The sequence below is a fragment of the Endozoicomonas acroporae genome (assembly GCF_002864045.1).
Classification (GTDB): Bacteria; Pseudomonadota; Gammaproteobacteria; order Pseudomonadales; family Endozoicomonadaceae; genus Endozoicomonas; species Endozoicomonas acroporae.
This window is the reverse complement of sequence record NZ_PJPV01000137.1, coordinates 75,853-93,561: the sequence shown is the minus strand read 5'-3', so window position 1 is coordinate 93,561 and position 17,709 is coordinate 75,853. Positions and strand designations below refer to the sequence as shown.

The 17,709-nt window shown below is 49.7% G+C and carries 16 protein-coding genes; all 16 read right to left on the bottom strand.

Going from position 1 to position 17,709, the window contains the following annotated elements; genetic code table 11:
• Nucleotide 1 precedes the first annotated feature (1 nt).
• The gene (locus tag CX664_RS19500; RefSeq protein ID WP_101748347.1) at nucleotides 2-1,624 is read right to left on the bottom strand and encodes an NAD+ synthase; all 1,623 of its coding nucleotides are present in this window, start codon (nucleotides 1,622-1,624) and stop codon (nucleotides 2-4) included.
• 184 nt (nucleotides 1,625-1,808) lie between these two features.
• Complete coding sequence (locus CX664_RS19495; RefSeq protein WP_101748346.1) at nucleotides 1,809-3,899, bottom strand: EAL domain-containing protein; 2,091 nt, start codon at nucleotides 3,897-3,899, stop codon at nucleotides 1,809-1,811.
• Between the two features lie 237 nt (nucleotides 3,900-4,136).
• On the bottom strand, nucleotides 4,137-4,613 hold the full coding sequence (locus CX664_RS19490; protein WP_101748345.1) for a pilus assembly PilX family protein: 477 nt from the start codon (nucleotides 4,611-4,613) through the stop codon (nucleotides 4,137-4,139).
• 140 nt (nucleotides 4,614-4,753) lie between these two features.
• Entirely contained in the window at nucleotides 4,754-5,155 is a 402-nt protein-coding gene (locus CX664_RS19485; RefSeq protein WP_101748344.1) for a type IV pilin protein, read from the bottom strand.
• 96 nt (nucleotides 5,156-5,251) lie between these two features.
• Complete coding sequence (locus tag CX664_RS19480; protein WP_101748343.1) at nucleotides 5,252-6,040, bottom strand: PilW family protein; 789 nt, start codon at nucleotides 6,038-6,040, stop codon at nucleotides 5,252-5,254.
• A 3-nt stretch (nucleotides 6,041-6,043) separates the two neighbouring features.
• On the bottom strand, nucleotides 6,044-6,640 hold the full coding sequence (pilV, locus tag CX664_RS19475; protein ID WP_101748342.1) for a type IV pilus modification protein PilV: 597 nt from the start codon (nucleotides 6,638-6,640) through the stop codon (nucleotides 6,044-6,046).
• Nucleotides 6,637-7,176: a GspH/FimT family pseudopilin gene (locus tag CX664_RS19470; protein ID WP_101748341.1), complete on the bottom strand. Its 540-nt coding sequence runs from the start codon at nucleotides 7,174-7,176 to the stop codon at nucleotides 6,637-6,639. The genes pilV (CX664_RS19475) and CX664_RS19470 overlap by 4 nt, the downstream gene beginning before the upstream one ends.
• Nucleotides 7,177-7,293: 117 nt before the next feature.
• A complete protein-coding gene (locus CX664_RS19465) occupies nucleotides 7,294-7,701 on the bottom strand; it encodes a type IV pilin protein (RefSeq protein ID WP_146000164.1) in 408 nt (135 codons plus the stop codon).
• 1 nt (nucleotide 7,702) lies between these two features.
• Nucleotides 7,703-12,478 (bottom strand): pilus assembly protein, encoded by a 4,776-nt coding sequence (locus CX664_RS19460; protein WP_101748339.1) that lies wholly within the window; start codon nucleotides 12,476-12,478, stop codon nucleotides 7,703-7,705.
• Between the two features lie 40 nt (nucleotides 12,479-12,518).
• The gene (locus CX664_RS19455) at nucleotides 12,519-13,142 is read right to left on the bottom strand and encodes a pilus assembly PilX family protein (protein WP_101748338.1); all 624 of its coding nucleotides are present in this window, start codon (nucleotides 13,140-13,142) and stop codon (nucleotides 12,519-12,521) included.
• Nucleotides 13,142-14,191, bottom strand: coding sequence for a PilW family protein (locus tag CX664_RS19450; protein ID WP_101748369.1), 1,050 nt, complete (start codon nucleotides 14,189-14,191; stop codon nucleotides 13,142-13,144). The genes CX664_RS19455 and CX664_RS19450 overlap by 1 nt, the downstream gene beginning before the upstream one ends.
• The gene (gene pilV, locus CX664_RS19445) at nucleotides 14,188-14,706 is read right to left on the bottom strand and encodes a type IV pilus modification protein PilV (RefSeq protein WP_101748337.1); all 519 of its coding nucleotides are present in this window, start codon (nucleotides 14,704-14,706) and stop codon (nucleotides 14,188-14,190) included. The genes CX664_RS19450 and pilV (CX664_RS19445) overlap by 4 nt, the downstream gene beginning before the upstream one ends.
• Nucleotides 14,697-15,314: a GspH/FimT family pseudopilin gene (locus tag CX664_RS19440; protein ID WP_101748336.1), complete on the bottom strand. Its 618-nt coding sequence runs from the start codon at nucleotides 15,312-15,314 to the stop codon at nucleotides 14,697-14,699. The genes pilV (CX664_RS19445) and CX664_RS19440 overlap by 10 nt, the downstream gene beginning before the upstream one ends.
• 343 nt (nucleotides 15,315-15,657) lie before the next feature.
• The gene (gene ispH, locus CX664_RS19435) at nucleotides 15,658-16,608 is read right to left on the bottom strand and encodes a 4-hydroxy-3-methylbut-2-enyl diphosphate reductase (protein ID WP_101748368.1); all 951 of its coding nucleotides are present in this window, start codon (nucleotides 16,606-16,608) and stop codon (nucleotides 15,658-15,660) included.
• A 50-nt stretch (nucleotides 16,609-16,658) separates the two neighbouring features.
• Complete coding sequence (gene fkpB, locus CX664_RS19430; protein WP_101748335.1) at nucleotides 16,659-17,096, bottom strand: FKBP-type peptidyl-prolyl cis-trans isomerase; 438 nt, start codon at nucleotides 17,094-17,096, stop codon at nucleotides 16,659-16,661.
• A 20-nt stretch (nucleotides 17,097-17,116) separates the two neighbouring features.
• Nucleotides 17,117-17,623 (bottom strand): signal peptidase II, encoded by a 507-nt coding sequence (gene lspA / locus CX664_RS19425; protein WP_101748334.1) that lies wholly within the window; start codon nucleotides 17,621-17,623, stop codon nucleotides 17,117-17,119.
• Nucleotides 17,624-17,709 lie beyond the last annotated feature (86 nt).

Here is a 17,709-nt window from a genome sequence, read left to right as displayed (position 1 = left end):
GTTAAACACCCGGTCTCCAGCCATTAGTTACCGGATAGCGACGATCCCGGCCAAACCCTCTTGGCGTAATTCTGACCCCAATAGCTGACTGGCGACGTTTGTACTCATTGATGTCCACCAGCCTCAGAACGCGATAAACCGTATCCCGGTCAAACCCTTCTTTCACGATGGATTCGGCGCTTTGATCCTGTTCAATATAGAGTTCAAGAATGCGATCCAGCTCATCATAGGGCGGCAGGCTGTCTTCATCCACCTGATCCGGGGCAAGTTCAGCGGAGGGCGGACGGTCTATCACTCGCTGGGGAATCACATAGCCCCGGGTATTGCGATATTCGGACAGTTTAAACACCAGTGTTTTCGGTACATCTTTCAGAACATCAAAACCACCGGCCATATCGCCGTAGAGCGTGCAGTATCCCACTGCCATTTCACTTTTATTACCGGTAGTCAGTACCAGGTAACCCTTCTTATTGGAGATCGCCATCAGCATGACACCCCGGCACCGGGACTGCAGGTTTTCTTCCGTGGTATCCCGACCATAACCGGCAAACTCGGTACTCAGGGTGTCCATAAAGGCATCAAACATCGGTTCAATCGGCAGCACTTTATAGTCAATACCCAGAATTTTCGCCTCTTCTGCCGCATCCTCAAGGCTCATATCGGAGGTGTAACGATAGGGCATCATGACCGCCTGAACCCGATCTTTACCCAGGGCATCGGTAGCTACTGCCAGAGTCAGGGCAGAGTCAATGCCTCCGGACAAACCCAGAACGATGCCCTTAAAACCATTCTTATTGACATAATCCCTGACACCAGTCACCAGGGCATCATAAACCCTTGAGCAAACGTCGGGGATTTCAGCAACCTCTCCCGGTTCAAATGTCATAGAGCCTTTATCAAAGGCAACGCAGAACAACTCTTCGGTAAACCAGGTTGCCCCAACAGCCACTTCACCATTACCGTTCATGGCAAAGGAGCCCCCGTCAAACACCAGCTCATCCTGACCACCCACCAGGTTGGTATAAAGGACAGGAAGGCCCGACTCCAGACAGCGCTCACGAACTACCTGCTGACGCAGTGACTGCTTGTTCATGTGGAAGGGTGACGCATTGAGACTGATAATGAGGTCTGCTCCGGCTTCTTTAGCCCGGCGAACCGGCCCCTGGTACCAGAGATCTTCACAAATCAACAGGGCAATATTGACACCTTTGCAGGCATAAATAACCGTGTTCTGACCTTTCACAAAATAGCGTTTTTCATCAAAAACCTGGTAATTGGGCAGATGCTGTTTTCCGTAGCGGGCGACAATCTCACCATCACGCAGCACCAGCGCCTGGTTTTCCAGACCATGTGGCCCCATCAGCGGGACACCGATAATCAAGCCAATACCCTTAACCACCCTGAGTCGGTTCAGCGCCTGTTCTACCCGCACAATGAGACTGGGCCGCAACAGCAGGTCTTCTGGCGGATAACCACAGAGGGTCAGCTCCGGAAAGACAACAACATCCGCATCCAGCTGATCCCGGGCCTGCTCGGCAGCCTCAATGACACGGGACGTGTTCCCGTCGATGTCGCCCACCACCAGATTCAGCTGGGCCATGACCATATTGAGCTTTGCTGACATGGAAATACCTGTCTATCCCTTGTTTAAAGACATCTATCAGGGGCGGTATTGTCTGGTAAGTAATGGTGTCTGTAAATTGAAATACCCAATGAAGGGGATAAACCCATAAATCCAGCTGCTGAGAAACAGCCTCAAATCATGGGAAGATGGGGAACAGCCAATAGAAGATGCAGGATGGGCGGCGTTACCCATCCGCCCCGAAATCAAAATCCATGCGCTCTGAAGGGGGTTGCATATAGCTGCCCTGAATAAAATCGGCGCCATACTGCCAGACAGGGGTCATTTCTTCCGCTGTTTCAATCCCGGGCACAATCACTTTACGGCCACTTTGACTGAGATCCTGGATCATCTTTTGTAACTCCTGGGCATTTCCACCACTGCTGAGGTCTTCTGTGAAGGATTGGTCAAGCTTTACCAGGTCAATATCAAGATGAGCAATCCCCTCCAGTGGGTTAAGGCTGCAACCAAACTCACTAATTACTGTCTGGCATCCCATCGCTTTCAGAGTGCTGAAAAAATCCGGTATCTCTTCTGAGTAACGGGCCAGGTTCTGTTCACTCAATTCAATGGCAACAGCATCAGTAGGAATGCCCGCCGTTTTCAGAGCAGCCTTCATCCATGGGATAAATGTATCATCCGTTGCAGAACAACCACCGACATGCAGCAACAGCCGGGTATCACTCCCTTCTTTTCTTTTGGCCATCAATGCTTTACTGGCTTCAATCAGTTGCCACCGATCCAGCTTGTTCCACAAACTGATTTTTTCCAGTTTGGGCCTGAATTCCGAAGCCTCATGTTCCTTTCCTTCCGGGTCGGTCAGGACAAAAGAGACTTCGTAATACTCAGATGGCGATCCTGCAAGGGAGATAACGGGTTGATAACTCAACCTGAATGTTTTGTTCTTTATCGCCTGGCTGACCATGCCAGCCAGCTGCTTTTCAACGGAATGAACCGAGCTGACTTTACGCTTCTGGTAAAAGCACAGTCGGTTGCCACCCTGCTTTTGTGCCAACACGGTGGCCTGACGACTTTGACCAGTCAATGTTTCAGCATCGCTGGCGGTATCACTGAGAATAACAGCACCTATTGACAGCTTGACCGGCAACGGATGTTGATCAATGACAATATCCTCACCGGTAACCGCTGCCAGTAAACTTTCCATCAGTTCGGTAACGTCCTGTTCTTCCCCTTCCCGAAGCAGGGCGGCAAAGTTTGCCCCTCCCCGACTGGATACATGATGCGTGGCGTCAAGATGTGACGTTATCTTATGCGCAACCGATTTAAACAGCTTATGGCTAACCTCTTTCCCATGCTGTTCATGGGCGGCTTTCAGAGTTTCCAGATGGAGATAACATAATGTTGACTTTCCTTTGCCTTCTACCGCTCTCTGGATAGCAATATCCAATGCCTGATCGAACAGTTTTCGGTCAAATAGCCCCGTTTCGGCGTCCGGCGCTGACTTTTCGAGAGTTTTATTTACTTCGTCCTGCTCACCTTCTTTCTCGCAGTGCTTAATCTGCAGACTGAGAGTGAACTCACCATTAAATGACGTTGGTGAGATCACTATGGACACAGGCACTTCTGAGCCATTGTGAGCGACTAAAGGACATTGAATAGCCGCCAGTGCCTGACCACTTTCTTCAATGCCCATGAGAAACGCTTCAACGTCCTGCTGATCTTTGGAAATGATCAAATCCCTGAACAATTTTTCATCCAGAGACTCCTCTTCCGGAAGCCCCAGCAGGTTGATAAATGCCGTGTTAGCAAACCGGATGTGTCCATAATTAATGTATACAACCGGATCAACCTGGTCATCGAGCAATAATTGACGCTGCTTTTCTGATTCATGCAAGGCGACGCTCATGCGTCGATGGTGTCGCCTGACCTTCAGGTCTTCGAACTCCTTCCGGGCAACCGTCAAAAGATATTCGTCATGCCCCGGTGGAATCACTGCACGGGCACCCATTTGAATAAACGACAGTTCGTCGGTTTCATCATCCGGGTTTATCAGGACGATACCCGGCAAATCAATGCCTTTCTGATTAATATCATCAAAGATGCGGGAATAAGTTAATGGCTCGGGAGGCTCTGCCATCAACAGTAGATCCCAGTGCTGCTGTCCGGACGTGGCTTCAGTGAGATCATCCAAAGAGTTGATCTGTTTTGCCCGAGTGGAATAACCAGACTCACGGAAAACATTCAGGAGCGATTCTGCTTCCCTGGTTGATGAGTCAATGATTAAAAAGCGAATTAAGTCTTTGTCGCCCAATGCCATGGTTATGCTTTCCCTGTTGATCTTAGAAAGCTATCGGCGGTTACCTGATGAATTATATAGCGCAAAGATCATCGTCAGAGGCTGTTGACGTTTCAAACTGTGCGATCAGGTAATAGAGCAAGGCGGAATCCCCGTAATACCAGGAAGAAAGAATCCAGTCATTGGTAAGGGCGACATTAACTGGCATTTATACATTATACAAGGACAGACAGGGAGCACGTCTATGAAATATCCGGGTTAGCTTCCTGGTAATGTATCAACGAAAATAATCCCCATAGTCTGGCTTGAACTGGCTCCGTTACCATTGAGCGTAGCTATGCTGTCTAACTCATAAACACGGCCGATGAATTTAGCAATGTCAAATCCGGGGGGAGGAAGGGTATTAGAAACATACCTGAGTGTAACCCTCTGACATATTCCAACTGCATTGTTACACCCACCCGGATTGACAATAGGAGACAGAGGTTCCTGCTTCGCGGTGAAGGCGTTACGGAAGTGTACGGGATTGGCATCCAGGTAGGAAAATTGGCTTTCCAACTCATTGAAGGCAACCTGATATACCTCAATGGTTCGCTGTTCATTGCCTACTGTTACTTCTTCCAGCAATGCTGTTTCCATAACCATAAGACCGGAAAACGTCATAACAAGCATGACAATCATAACGATCAATAAAAAAGAACCCGTCTGCTTGCGTTGCTCTGAACCGCTTTCCATAATGACAGCCCGTATTAATGTGGTCTTCAAATGGTGCTATCGACTGATCATTCTGCTTCATAATATCCATCGGGCTTTTTCATCAGTGAAATTCCAAACGGGTTATTGCAAATCATCTACTTGCTGACATATTGCTAACATCACCGCCAGTGGCTTTGAGGTGTTCGTGCTCCGCGGCTGTCCAAAGTCATATTGCCATCTTCTGCCTGCAAACCCTGGGCAACAGCGGTTAACTGCACGCAGCGCTCCAGGGGGTCTGAACCACACTGAGCGGCCTGTATCCGGTAAGTACCACTTTCAGACTCTACAGGGCTTGTGGTGTCAAACCCTAAATCGGCCAGATTGGCAGTGTATCTCAACATCTCAGTGTAGTACCGTTCCTGCTGCTGCATGACATTCAACAGCATGGCAGCACCCTCACCTCTTTTTGATTCGGTGACATATTGACGATAGCTGGGCAGCATAATGCTTGCCAAAATACCAATGATGGCCACAACAATCATCAGTTCAATCAAGGTGAAACCTTTATTAACCTTATTCATCGGTTCTCTCTCCGGAACTCTCGGATAACGGTTATGGAGCCAGTACTTCTGCATCAGTAAAAAGAGCCCTGCTTTTTTTCAGAGTAACTGTCCAGGCTAAAATCCTGCATTATTCAAACGGATGGCTGTGCTATACATGTACCTGGGCGTCTGATCATCCATTGTCAAACTGCCACTATCGAGCAGGTTATAGGTTCTGGACCTTCTATCAAAAATACGTGACTCCTTTCCAGCGCTGACCAGCACGCCAACACGAATGCCTAAAACCTGTCGCCAGTCTGGCACCCCTGAGGCTGTCACATACTGGTTAATACTTGACTCCCCCGCCGGGGCAATTCCATAAAGTGCCTGCAATCGCTCCACACCCTGAACCAGTGCCTGGGCATTCCCCCGTGGAGTTCCCGTTAATGGATCATAACCACGGCAAAACAAGGTACTGATGTGATCGTTTGCATGGTCCGGGGCTACAAAATAGACGTCTGCTGTCAATGCCCCCGGGACAACGGTTGCTCCAGTACAGTCCTGAAGTTGACCATTATCACGATTTGGCACGGGCTCATATTGAATGGCCACTCTGTCACTGTTGGTACCACCACCTTCAATCGTACAGGTCGCCCCCCCTTCGCATCTTCCCAGGTAGAAAGGTTGTATTGAGCCTGCTCCGATCTCGGATCTGAAGCCGGCTCTACGAAACTCAGTACTCATGATATAGAGACTATGACGTCCGTTTTCCTGGGCTGTGGCAATAAACTCATTCACACTGGCGGAGCGACTATTGTTCACCATTAACTGTAAAGCACTGCCTGCGACTATCAGCCCCATAAGAAAGGCCAGCATCATTTCTACAATGCTGAACCCCTTTTGATGATGAATTATGTTGGGCATTGTTCAATTCCTGACGTACCTGAATTCAACCTGCTGACGATCCCCAAGAACACCTTTTTCCGTTCCCCTTGTGGCCCAGGAAATCAGGACCCTGACTTTATCCGTCGGCAAACAGGAGCCATCACAGCTGATGTCGATTCTCGGTTCGATCACGATATTGGCACTGCTGCACACCAAACCATGAATATCAAACGCTGCCATTTGATCAGCATTACATGTGGTACCAATACAACGGGGAGGAGAAGCCTGGCAGTAGGAGCCCAAATTGGCGGAGGCGTTTGATGATTCTCTCTGATATGCTGAGTTTGCCAGCCCGGCCGGGTTTAGCCTCATTACCTCAGCAGCGGCATTCACCATCCATACGGCCTGGGATCGCTGGATAGCGTCATGATTCGCTCGAATGGCCTGACTTTGCATACCAGTAACCGCGATTACGCCCCCTGCAAAAATCAGCACACCGACCATGACTTCAACAATACCGATCCCTTTTTGCCGCAAAGACCCGGGCTGTCTTCCTGTCTTGTGAAAAGCCGCAACCGAAAGGGAACCTGGTTCAGCATTTACGGGGCTGGCATTGGCAGGATTGATATGGTTGGTCATAAACAATTCACACCCTCACGCTTGCGAATCAACCCTGATCCTGAAATATTCACCAGTCGCTGAAACACTGGTCTTTTTGGCACCGAACATAACGTGAACCCACCCTGATGAACTGCGCTCCCCCTGGGTCTGAAACTGAGCACCTCAGCATTGCTGTGCCACAGAATTTCAACCGGGCTGCTGACCGGGTTATACACCCGAATAACCTCTTCACCCCAGTCAACATAGTTGTTGCCATTGCGGTTAACGAAAACAATCCAGCCATCTGCCCAGTTCACCCCGGGCTGACAGCCACTGCCAGTTGTGGAGCGACAGACGCTGACGGTTTCAGCACGCTTGATCGCTTCACTTCGGGCCAGAACCGCACTGGCATAGAGCCGCTGATTCACATAATCAAGCTTGAACCCTTCAGCAACCTGCCCGATGGGAATAACCAGATTGACCATGATGGCGATCAGGACAATCGTGATCATCATCTCTACAAGCGTGAAGCCACGGTTGTATTTATGGTTTAACGTTGTATGAAGAAATAACAAACCTACCTACTTCCCTGTCGAGGATGCTTTTCTTTAAATCTAGGTGTGTGAGTTAAACCGACGTTCAGAAGTCGATAGACGGTACAAAAACAAGGATAAAAACTGGAAGTCGTCCGTTTATTTCCAGCACGCATCCGGGGCCAGAACACCTAAATGATCCACAGTAAACTGCGTACAACCTGAGTCCGTAGCCTGGACACCATTGCCCAGCGCAGTGGCTGTCAGGGTAAATGAGGAGTTGTCGGCTTCAACGCTCAGGGTGTAATACCCCTCGGGAGAACTGCTTCCACCGAGCATATCCATAGAGTCTGTATAGGTATGGTTAACGGAGTACCAGCGCTCCTGGGCAGCCATAGCGGCGGTCAGGGCGGCCCAGGCATCGCTGCGTCGAACTTCATACATATACTGGCTGTAGGAGGGATAGACGATACCTGCCAGAAGACCAATTATGGCGACAACAATGATCAGCTCGGGTAATGAAAACCCCTTTTCATGACTATTTTTCACTGGTTTATCTGTATTCATATCAATCAATCCATGGAATGCTGAAAATCTGCCACCAGCTCTGCCGTCCTTCCGAGCTGAAACTGTAATCAAGGTTTGTTGCCGTAATACTGCCACCGGCCCCCTGGGTCACCGCAGTCAGTTTCCCTCCTTCCCCCTGATGGGCCACCGGTGAAGAAGCATAACCGATGCCCAGACTCACCTTATTCAGGGAACGCTCCAGCTCCAGACTTTCCACAGGCACACTGCCCAGGACGGCATCAGGCGATGCGGTACCGGTCAGGTAATGAACGGCATAAAGTAAGCTTGTACCATCAATTGAACAACTGTCCGCGGGTGGACGGTATTCAGTAAACAGGATTTGGGAGAACAACCTGGCAGCGCTGTTCACACTTCGCCCGGCTGGGCCAGAGCCATCAACACTGAGAGGCAGCTTCCACCCCCCCTGCTCAGCGACCACCGCCTGTAAGGTGCCGAAACTGTTGATGGTTCGGGAGCCTACCGTAAATGGCGTATAGGAGGAGTCTGACTTCTTCAGTACATCACCATTGGTAAATACAACCACATCCCCCACATTGACCAGATTGCTCTGGCTGACAGATGCATAGGTAAACTGCCTGGAGCTGTTCAACGGCTCCTGAACACCGTAGAAATAGTTGGACTCAGTACTGCGATTGTCACCATTGGTCAGCAGCCGACCTGTTCCGGAGTATACCCAGAAGCTGTTGTCATCAGTCACGGTCATGGGGGGGGCCATAATCGGCTGTCCGGCATCCATCAATACATTGAGGCTTGAGTTTTCCAGTGCTGATGTCAGCCTTAGCCTCATCAGTTTTCCACTCAAACCGGTACTTCCTGTCTCAACCGTGCCAAAATAAACGGCATCATCCTGGTAATCCCGGTCCCAGTCTTCAGCCACCATATCGCCTGCATAAGCCGTGGAATAGGAGGTCACAAGGGGATCAAAACCGGCAACAAAATTCTTATTATTAAGATCGTACACAAATACCCGTAGATTCTGATCCGACGTTCCCTGCTCCAGGGCTGATCTCAGGGCAGTAGACCCACTGCCTGCTGGCCCGGAGCCAAACACCAGGTACCACTCGTTTTGCACCGGATTACTCCAATCGGTCTCGCCATTAACATCCGTAACAGCTTTCCGCCTTTTAACCAGCGCAGGCTGTGAGGTAGTAAAACCCAGATCAGCATGGGTAATTTCAGCCAGCAACTCCGGTGGTTGCTCGGGATCAGTGATATCCAACACCACCCAGGCAGAGCGCATGGTGCGACTTTCGCTGTCGATGGTGACATCAATATTGCCCCCACCCAGTCTCATACCCACCACCAGAACTGTTCCCCAGCCACCAGGATGAGTGCTGTCATCAGCGAAGATATTGGCATCGAAGACCATCGGTTCCGAATCCATGTAATAAACATGGGGGTAATCGGTCTCAGTGAGCCAGCGAAGGTGAGGTAACAGATTCATTGGTGCGTAACTCCAAAGCTCTGAACCCAGCGGATGCTGTACCTCACCATGACTGGCTGTGCGCTCATAGCGGTAGGAACTCTCTTCCCAGAACCCGCCATTAAAGGCATGAATCAAACCATCGTTGGCTCCGACGTAGAGCACATGCCGCCGATTCAGGTATTGATTGCGGAAGGTTCGATAGCTGCTGTCGTTGTAATAGGCGTCGTAACGGCTATCGGGTGCTGCCACCAGTCTGGGGGTTGAGTGGACGATATCCCCAAGACGCCAGACTTCATCAATACCATCTTCATCAAAATCGATGGTACGGGAACGGGTGCCAGCCTGCTCTTCTCCCCGAACATAGTTAACGACAGTAGCGACTTCACTGGCAAAAACGCCCAGATACCCTTCATGTCCAGTAAAGGTTGAAGGCATAAACGGCAGCTGTTCGTCATCATCCACCTGCTGATTATTATTGATATCCAGCCAGGTCAGCATATATCGGCCGCCGGAGGCGAGCGCATCATAGGTTCTCTGATTGCTCAGATTACTCAATAAGGCCAGCTGTTCCCGGGCATCCCAGATCGTCTCAAGTGAAGCGAGTGATTTCAGCGGGCCATCGGCTACCCTAGTGACACCAAAGTCGTCAGAGGTGTAACGTTGAACCATTGTCTGTCCGGCATTCGGATCAAAAAACAGTTCAACGATTTTATCTGAGCGGTAGTCATCCAGTTGGGCATTCCCGTTGCCATCTTCACGGATATAGCCTTTGCTATCGATAAACAGTGAATGGAGAATACCGCCCCAGGTCACCGACTTGCCATTGATATCCAGGCTTGGCTGAAACAGTGCCTGATAGATAGCGCCAGTGCCTGTAGAGCTATTTGCAAACAGCGCCGCATTCGTTGCCGAAGAGACCCGACTGGAAATATCCTCCAGTACCTGCCCCAACTGACTGGCAAGTAAGGCTGGATTTCTGGCGAAAAAATAGTTATCCGGCAAGCCATCCGAGCCCAGGGCTCCCGTCACATTATTTCTATTGTCCCACTCACGGTGATCATCGCTATCAGGGCTGCCATCCCCATCAGCATCATGGTTGGGACTGCCATCGCCATCAAGATCGATAAAGCCACCGTATTTTGCCGCAAGAAACAGCGGTTTGGGTAACACCCCAGCAGCCGCTCCGGAAGCGGTAAAATCAGTAACCTTAAATGCGGTTGTTCCCTTGTAGGCATAATCAGTTTGCAGGCCATCACGCCCCGAACTCCCGGTGACGGTATAAGAGAAGCGCATATTCAAACCGGCAAATACGCCATCCACCTGCACAGCCACCCTGACTTCACTGGCATTAAACCCGGTTGTCTTCAGCGTGCTGTCTGTGGTTTGGTTGCATTGATTGCCAACACAGAACTTGATTCTGGAAGAAGCGTCATAGTCGTAGTCATTTCCCCAGAGCGAATCCTCCCAGGTAAACAGAAGAGAGCCCTGAACAACCTGTCCGGTGGCATTCAGTATCTGCTCTTCAATCACCACATCGGTTAAAGAGCAGTCACTGATATTGTTACCATTGAAGTTAGAGCTACTCTGACAAAACGGCTGAAAAGTAAATGATTTACCATTCACATCCAAGGTAAAACCCGGCAAGGATTCGGCCATTTCAATGGCATAAGTTTTCACTTTCTGAGAACCGTCAAAATCGGTACGCAGGTCGCTGGTATTTCCATAATAAGCAAGTCCTGCTGCCTGATACCCCCCTTCCAGCTGAGGAATTTCCGGGCACAGGCCAACGGCTTTAGAAAGTCCTGACAAATACTTTGAAGTGCATTGACGTTTACTTCCGGTTCCGCCAACCAGGTAGTTACCGGCAAAATTACCGCCATACTCATGGTTGCCCACTTCATCTGTTTTGCTATTAACGGAGCTGGTTCCTGTCATTCCAGGCAGGTCCGAACTGCTGGATAGCTGATCGGTATCGAAAGAATTCAGGCCTGTGGATAACACAATAATGGAGCAGTTGGCACAGGCACTTTCCGATGACATGGGATTGGCCCAGCTTTCCCTGGATAAGTCACTGACAAAAGCACGGTCATTCGTGGTATCAAAACTACTGGTAGCCGCTGAATTTCCGGAAAAATAGCGAAGTGCCTCTAAATAAAGTTCAGCCAGCGGATTGCCCCACATACTGCAATGCTTAGAGGAGTATGTGCCTCTGCTGCCTTTAAAGTCCGAAACAGAAATTCCGTAAGTACCGCAATCCGTATATTTGTTCTGGGAAAAACTGTACTTCGCCAGTCTGAACTTATTGATGTTATGAATAATGCCTTCAACACTGTTGAAACGGCCGGTAGCCAAGTCTATCTCATCATCAACACTCTGCGTATTACCGGCAATTTTGCTGATATTTTTCCGCAATACGCCACCGGAAATATTTTTATCATAAGAACCACTAATTAAGCCAAAGCGAATATCCCCTGACTCACCATACTGCTGAAGCAAGCCTGTGGGTTTGCTATTGCCGGTGCTGTACAGCTTACAGCGATCGGTATTAACAGCGTCTTTATCTGTGACACAAGCCTCAATATAAACATCATTCGTTGTTAATCTGTACCAGGTAGAAGGACTGTTTACTCTACCCCACTGACACTGTCTTTCTTCAGTTGAAGCCCATCGCGGCCAAGCTTCCCTGGCAACCCTGACTTCAGGCGTGCCATTTTCGGAACCGGCAACATTGCAAAGGCTGATCTCACTGTTGCTAAAGGGCGTAAAATTTTCTGTTGGAATACCAGAAACACTGCTTCTGTACACCTTAACAAATGCATGTACATCCCTGGGGATATAAGCCCGTTCCAGTATCGTTTGATTATCGGTATCCGTTGATCGCTTGCCACCAAAAAGCACCGTTCTGAGGATGTCCATCCGTGTCATGGTGGCCCAGTTCAGAAAGTTACCACTCCAGGGAGCCTCAGAGGTGGTGCAATAGTGCCCGTGATCACCGGTGGCCTGGGCTACCGGTGAATAGCGTCCGGAAGCGTATTGATAGCACCAGCCACTGTCGAAATAGCCGAGATAGTCAAAACTGTCCACATAGCTGGTATCCAGTCGTCCATCCGAATCCAGGTCCGTGTAATCGCTGTACGCTTTCTTAAAAAGTTCATGGTCAACGGACATCACCAGCATCACCAGTGGCTCCGATGTATTACTGATCAAGGGGGGCATTGCTGCATAATCACTGGAAACCGCTTCAGCATTGGCCCGAAAAGACAACAGCACCAGCAGCCAGAACAACACGACCCGCCTGAAAGTAACACCATGTGAGGTATATCGATCCATGATCACCTCCACTTCCCTGTTAATATTCCCTAACTCAACATCAGCTGCTTTTTTTATACGACGATTGAAGCATTACCCGCGAATCGCCAGAACCGCCCGTAGCCAGGGCGGTAATCCGATAGAACCTGGCCCAGTCCCCACGGTTGGCCGGATCTGGTAAAGGCCCTGATGCCTCTTTGGCGATATAGCAGCGAAACTCAATAATGTATTTGGCCTGGGCAGATATACCGCTGATGGTAACTGTCGTCACTCTGTGCCGATCACTCGCACGCCACAGGGTGCCCGTTAACCAGGGCTCGGAAACACCCGGGTCACAGCTACCAATATCGTCAATATCGCTTCCGGCAAAACAGTACCCATTGTCACAATTCACACCAAAGCTGGATAAGGCCAGCTCATTGTCGGCAATAAAATTTTCCGCCTCTTTTAACGCCGCCTCTGCCGCATAAAACGCCATCTGCTGATCCTGATAATTACCACTCATCTTCTCTTCAAGCGTTGCCATTTTTACAGCGGTCAAACCAGCAACCGTCATCACCAGCAACATCACCAGGCTGACCAGCAATATACTTCCTCTCTCACCTGTTTCCGGATGCAATAAACGGCTTCTCCAGAAAAACTCAATATGTTGTCTGATGCCTGAGGCAGTTAAAATGATTCCCATCACAGCCCCCGATTCCTGATCTTAATGGTTTTCATAAAGCTTCGGCGAACGTATAGGTCATCAGGCAGCACTCGCTGGCCAGCAAAGAAATAGGCCTGAGCTTCCGGAGCCACTTCAGTGAAACTCCGAACCAGCAGTTCAAGCTTGACCGTAATAATCTGCCGCCACTCATCGCTGTAAGGTGTTATTTCACCAGCGGTCATATACCGGTTGGCAACCCCGTCATTATCACTGTCCAGCCCATAACGAATACTCAGCCCTTCAATGCCTTCAACCAGCGCTTCTGTATTGATGCTATTGCCACTGGCGTATTCACCCGCCAGTTTCCGGTACAGTGTCGGTACGTTATTGCTTTCCCTCAGATAGAAGGCATAAGACTGCAAAGGTGCCAGTCGTGATCCCAGGTGACTGATATTGCCGGAACCAACAGTACTGCCATGACAACTGAAATTACCCTGTAACTGACTGATACAGTTGTAAAGGCTGCTACTGCCTGCTGCCGGATGCGTCACCACACTATTGGTTGTTGCCGCCCCTGCCCGGAAAATGGAAACCTGCCCACAGTCTGATGAAATCAGCGCCAGAAGATCACCCTCATCATGACTACGGCTTTGTGCCAGTGTTGCCGAAGCAGTGCCAGTATTATGGCCACTGACCAGGGTGGACTGATTGCTATCAACACTGTGGATAATAATGGCTTCAGAGATAGCATTGCTGTCCAGCTGCTGCTCAACACTGTTACCGGCAGGAATGCCCAGAACGCCTTTATCAAAATGCATCATCCACTGACGATTATCATTGTTGGAATAGACTAAATTCGCCAGCTTTGCCTGGGCAGGACAGCCGGTATATCCCGCAGTGCTGATACTTTGCCCCAGAATATCCAGGGCCAGCCGACCATTTTCCTGAACCCGTGCCAGCTCATCCTGCAATACCCACGATCGGCTGGATGCCAGCACCAGATGGCCAACCCCGGTAAAAAGAACCAGACCAAGGACCAGGGCAATCATCATTTCAACCAGTGAGAATCCTTTCTCAATCCGCTTCATAGTATCCCCCTTAATACCACATCACTCAGGGGGACCCTGTTGCCCATATCCGGGAAACTGAGACGAATGATATACGTTCGAACACCCTCACTGTCCTGGTAGGTAATTGAACCCTTGCTTCCCGGAATCTGGCAGGTCAGCTGAAACTTCCATTGCAGAATATCGTAGGCCGCCATTTCCTGAGGAGTGCAGCTTCCAGCCTCGCAACTGTTGGGGTAGTTGCTATCAATGCATTGGCTGTATTCAAGATCATTCATACCTGCCTGATAACTGTTTCCGCTTCTGGCCAGGCTGTTGTTGGCCTGAATACGATCCAGCATATCCGTCGCTAAAAAGGTAGCCTGTGATTGCACATAGGCTGACTGGTTATACTGCAAACTGCTGCTATGTACTCCTGCCATACCAAGAATGCCGATCGTGATCACCAACAGGCTGATCAATACTTCAATCAACCCTGCGCCCCGGTTCTTTTTCTCAGGGCTTTTGTCACCACTATGAACATACTTCAGCCGCATGCGCCCCGCTCCTCCGTCCGGAGACGGCCTGTCATGCTGATGATAATTGCTTTGGCATCGCTGTTACTGTCCTGGTCACAAACCTGAAAAGTGCCTGCCTGACTGGTCTGGCCACGGCTATTGAAGCGAAGGCTGTAACCACGATTCCACAGGATTGAGATAAGCTCTGACTGCCCTGCAACACGACGAATCACCTGATCACTGTCGTTCAATAGACCATCATCACGTTCATCCGTAAAAATAAGCCAGCCGTGATGCCAGCCAGCGTTACTTTCATCGCAGGTCAGATCATCCACAGTGCTGCACAATGAAACGGTCCGTTGTCGTTTGACAGCCTCAGATCTGGCCAGCATCAAACTGCCATACAGTTCATCTGCCACATTATCGATCCGGTTATTGACGATAAGGGTTTTCATGCCGGGTGCAGACACTGCAATCAAAATAGCCGCAACGGACAGGGAGACCAGTAACTCAACCAGAGAAACACCCATTGTTTTTAACGGAGTTTGGGGGAAATATTCAGACGGGAAATGGCGATTGCACTCACAGGCTGTATGAGAGCTGTCAACATGATTTGCTGAGAAACGATGCCCAACCTTGTACTTCATTGCCCAATCCCTGGCACTCAGTTTTTTTGATGATGTGCGTTATCCAATTGCCAGAAGCTGTCATGCCAACTGAATCTGCGTCAGGCTTTCTGGTGAGAAGACATTGCATCTTTTACCCAATTTTAAACCCGAAAACTGAAGTGCCAGGATTTAATCTATTAAAGGTTCCTTTCCTTTGATCAATGGGTCAGCAATCAGCAGAAAGCCCAAAACCCGGTTAAAAATGCCAAGAGGTGTGTTAACCAACCTTTACAGCTTATCGTTATTCATAACCATTGATCAGATTTTATTCAACGAATAACGTTTACTTTGACCGATTGTTTGCAAAAATTAAAAAAATGAATTAATCAGAAACCGCTTTCAAACGCAGCTCTTTAGGCATGGTAAAGACAATATTCTCTTCTTTGCCAGCCAGCTCTTCCGGTAATTCTGCGCCCAGTTCTTTTAACCGCATAATAACACCCTGAACCAGAATATCCGGTGCCGAAGCGCCTGCTGTGATACCAATGGATGCTTTGTCCACCAGCCATCCCGGTTTGACATCGTCGGCATTATCCACCAGATGTGCTTCAGCGCCCGAGCGCTCGGCCAGTTCCCGCAGTCGGTTAGAGTTTGAGCTGTTCACTGAACCGACCACCAACACCAGGTCACACTGTCCCGCCAGAATTTTTACCGCATCCTGCCGGTTCTGCGTGGCATAGCAAATATCGTCTTTCCTTGGTCCCTGTATCTCAGGGAACTTGAGACGCAGGGCTTCAATAACTTTGGCAGTGTCATCCATGGAAAGGGTTGTCTGGGTGACATAGGCCAGTCTGGAAGGATCTGCTACCTCAAGAGCACGAACATCGTCTTCGTTCTCAACCAGATACATAGCACCACCGTTTCGCGAGTCATACTGCCCCATGGTGCCTTCCACTTCAGGGTGCCCATGGTGACCAATCAGTACACACTCCATGCCATCCCGGGAATAGCGCACCACTTCCATATGAACTTTTTTAACCAGCGGGCAGGAGGCATCAAACACTTTCAGGCCCCGACGTTGTGCCTCATCCTCTACAGCCCGGGAAACACCATGGGCACTGAAAATAACGATGACGTCATCCGGTACCTGATCCAGCTCATCGACAAAGATTGCCCCACGCTCTTTCAGGTTTTCCACCACAAATTTGTTGTGGACCACCTCATGACGGACATAAATAGGAGGACCGAAAACATCAAGCGCCCGGTTGACGATCTCAATGGCACGGTCCACACCTGCACAAAAGCCACGGGGATTAGCCAGTTTGATTTTCATAGGGGAATCACCAACCTTTTCTGTCACTGCTTTATGGCTCTGGTTATCGCTCAAGGCGTCTCTACATCCAGAATCTGTACCTCAAAGGTCAGGTGCCGACCTGCCAGAGGGTGATTGAAGTCAACTTCAACCATTTCATCATCAAAATTTCTGACCACGCCGGGAAGCTCACTGTTGGCCGCGTCAGAAAAGGACATCACCAGCCCTTCCTCCAGTTCAACCCCACTGGCAAAACTGCCCTTGGGGATACGCTGGAGATTATTGGGATTCGGCATACCAAACGCTTTTTCCGGAGGAATCCGGGACACCCGGTCTTCACCCGACGCCAGGCCATACAGCGTTTCTTCAAATCCTTCCGGGAGATTACCGTCACCGATGATCAGGGATGCCGGTTTCTCCGCTGGTGTGCTGTCCACCACACTCCCATCATCCAGCTTCAGGGAAAAATGCAGAGTGACCTTGCTGCCTTTCTTAATTACTGCTGACACCGTGACTCACTCCTGCTCTTCTATTTATCGTTGCTGCTACTTTCCACCGAAGGATTACTCCGGAACATATCCAGAATCAACATGGCGGCACCCACCGTAATGGCGGTATCCGCCAGGTTGAATGCTGGAAAATACCAGTTTTTGTAATAAAACAACAGAAAGTCGGTGACATGCCCATGCAACAACCGATCAATCAAATTCCCCAACGCACCGCCCAGTATTAATGACAGAGAGCAGGCCTGCCAGTTTTCCCCTGAGCGAAGCTGCTTCAACCACCCCACCAGCATGATGCTGACGATAATGGCCACACTGCTGAGAAACCAGCGCTGCCAACCGGACGCATCACTGAGAAAGCTGAATGCAGCACCGGTATTGTAGGCAAGGGTCAGGGAAAAGAAGGGCAATACCGATAATTGCTGGTAAAGGGAAAACTCCTCAATAATCCACCATTTTACCAGTTGGTCAAAGCCGAACACGATGGCACTGAGCCAGAGCCAGTGAAGCTTTCCTGAAGTATTACTCTGCATGGCCGGTTCCTGCTAAAAAATCCATATTATTCAGTGAGTCCTGTCAATACTAAGTGTCTTGAACCGCCGGGGGATAGTGCGAATTA

Bases quoted from the DNA above. Each gene is read 5' to 3' on its own strand.
- CX664_RS19500 (WP_101748347.1), bottom strand. From the start codon at position 1,624: ATGTCAGCAAAGCTCAATATGGTCATGGCCCAGCTGAATCTGGTGGTG.
- CX664_RS19495 (WP_101748346.1), bottom strand. From the start codon at position 3,899: ATGGCATTGGGCGACAAAGACTTAATTCGCTTTTTAATCATTGACTCA.
- CX664_RS19490 (WP_101748345.1), bottom strand. From the start codon at position 4,613: ATGGAAAGCGGTTCAGAGCAACGCAAGCAGACGGGTTCTTTTTTATTG.
- CX664_RS19485 (WP_101748344.1), bottom strand. From the start codon at position 5,155: ATGAATAAGGTTAATAAAGGTTTCACCTTGATTGAACTGATGATTGTT.
- CX664_RS19480 (WP_101748343.1), bottom strand. From the start codon at position 6,040: ATGCCCAACATAATTCATCATCAAAAGGGGTTCAGCATTGTAGAAATG.
- pilV (WP_101748342.1), bottom strand. From the start codon at position 6,640: ATGACCAACCATATCAATCCTGCCAATGCCAGCCCCGTAAATGCTGAA.
- CX664_RS19465 (WP_146000164.1), bottom strand. From the start codon at position 7,701: ATGAATACAGATAAACCAGTGAAAAATAGTCATGAAAAGGGGTTTTCA.
- CX664_RS19460 (WP_101748339.1), bottom strand. From the start codon at position 12,478: ATGGATCGATATACCTCACATGGTGTTACTTTCAGGCGGGTCGTGTTG.
- CX664_RS19455 (WP_101748338.1), bottom strand. From the start codon at position 13,142: ATGGGAATCATTTTAACTGCCTCAGGCATCAGACAACATATTGAGTTT.
- CX664_RS19450 (WP_101748369.1), bottom strand. From the start codon at position 14,191: ATGAAGCGGATTGAGAAAGGATTCTCACTGGTTGAAATGATGATTGCC.
- pilV (WP_101748337.1), bottom strand. From the start codon at position 14,706: ATGCGGCTGAAGTATGTTCATAGTGGTGACAAAAGCCCTGAGAAAAAG.
- CX664_RS19440 (WP_101748336.1), bottom strand. From the start codon at position 15,314: ATGAAGTACAAGGTTGGGCATCGTTTCTCAGCAAATCATGTTGACAGC.
- ispH (WP_101748368.1), bottom strand. From the start codon at position 16,608: ATGAAAATCAAACTGGCTAATCCCCGTGGCTTTTGTGCAGGTGTGGAC.
- lspA (WP_101748334.1), bottom strand. From the start codon at position 17,623: ATGCAGAGTAATACTTCAGGAAAGCTTCACTGGCTCTGGCTCAGTGCC.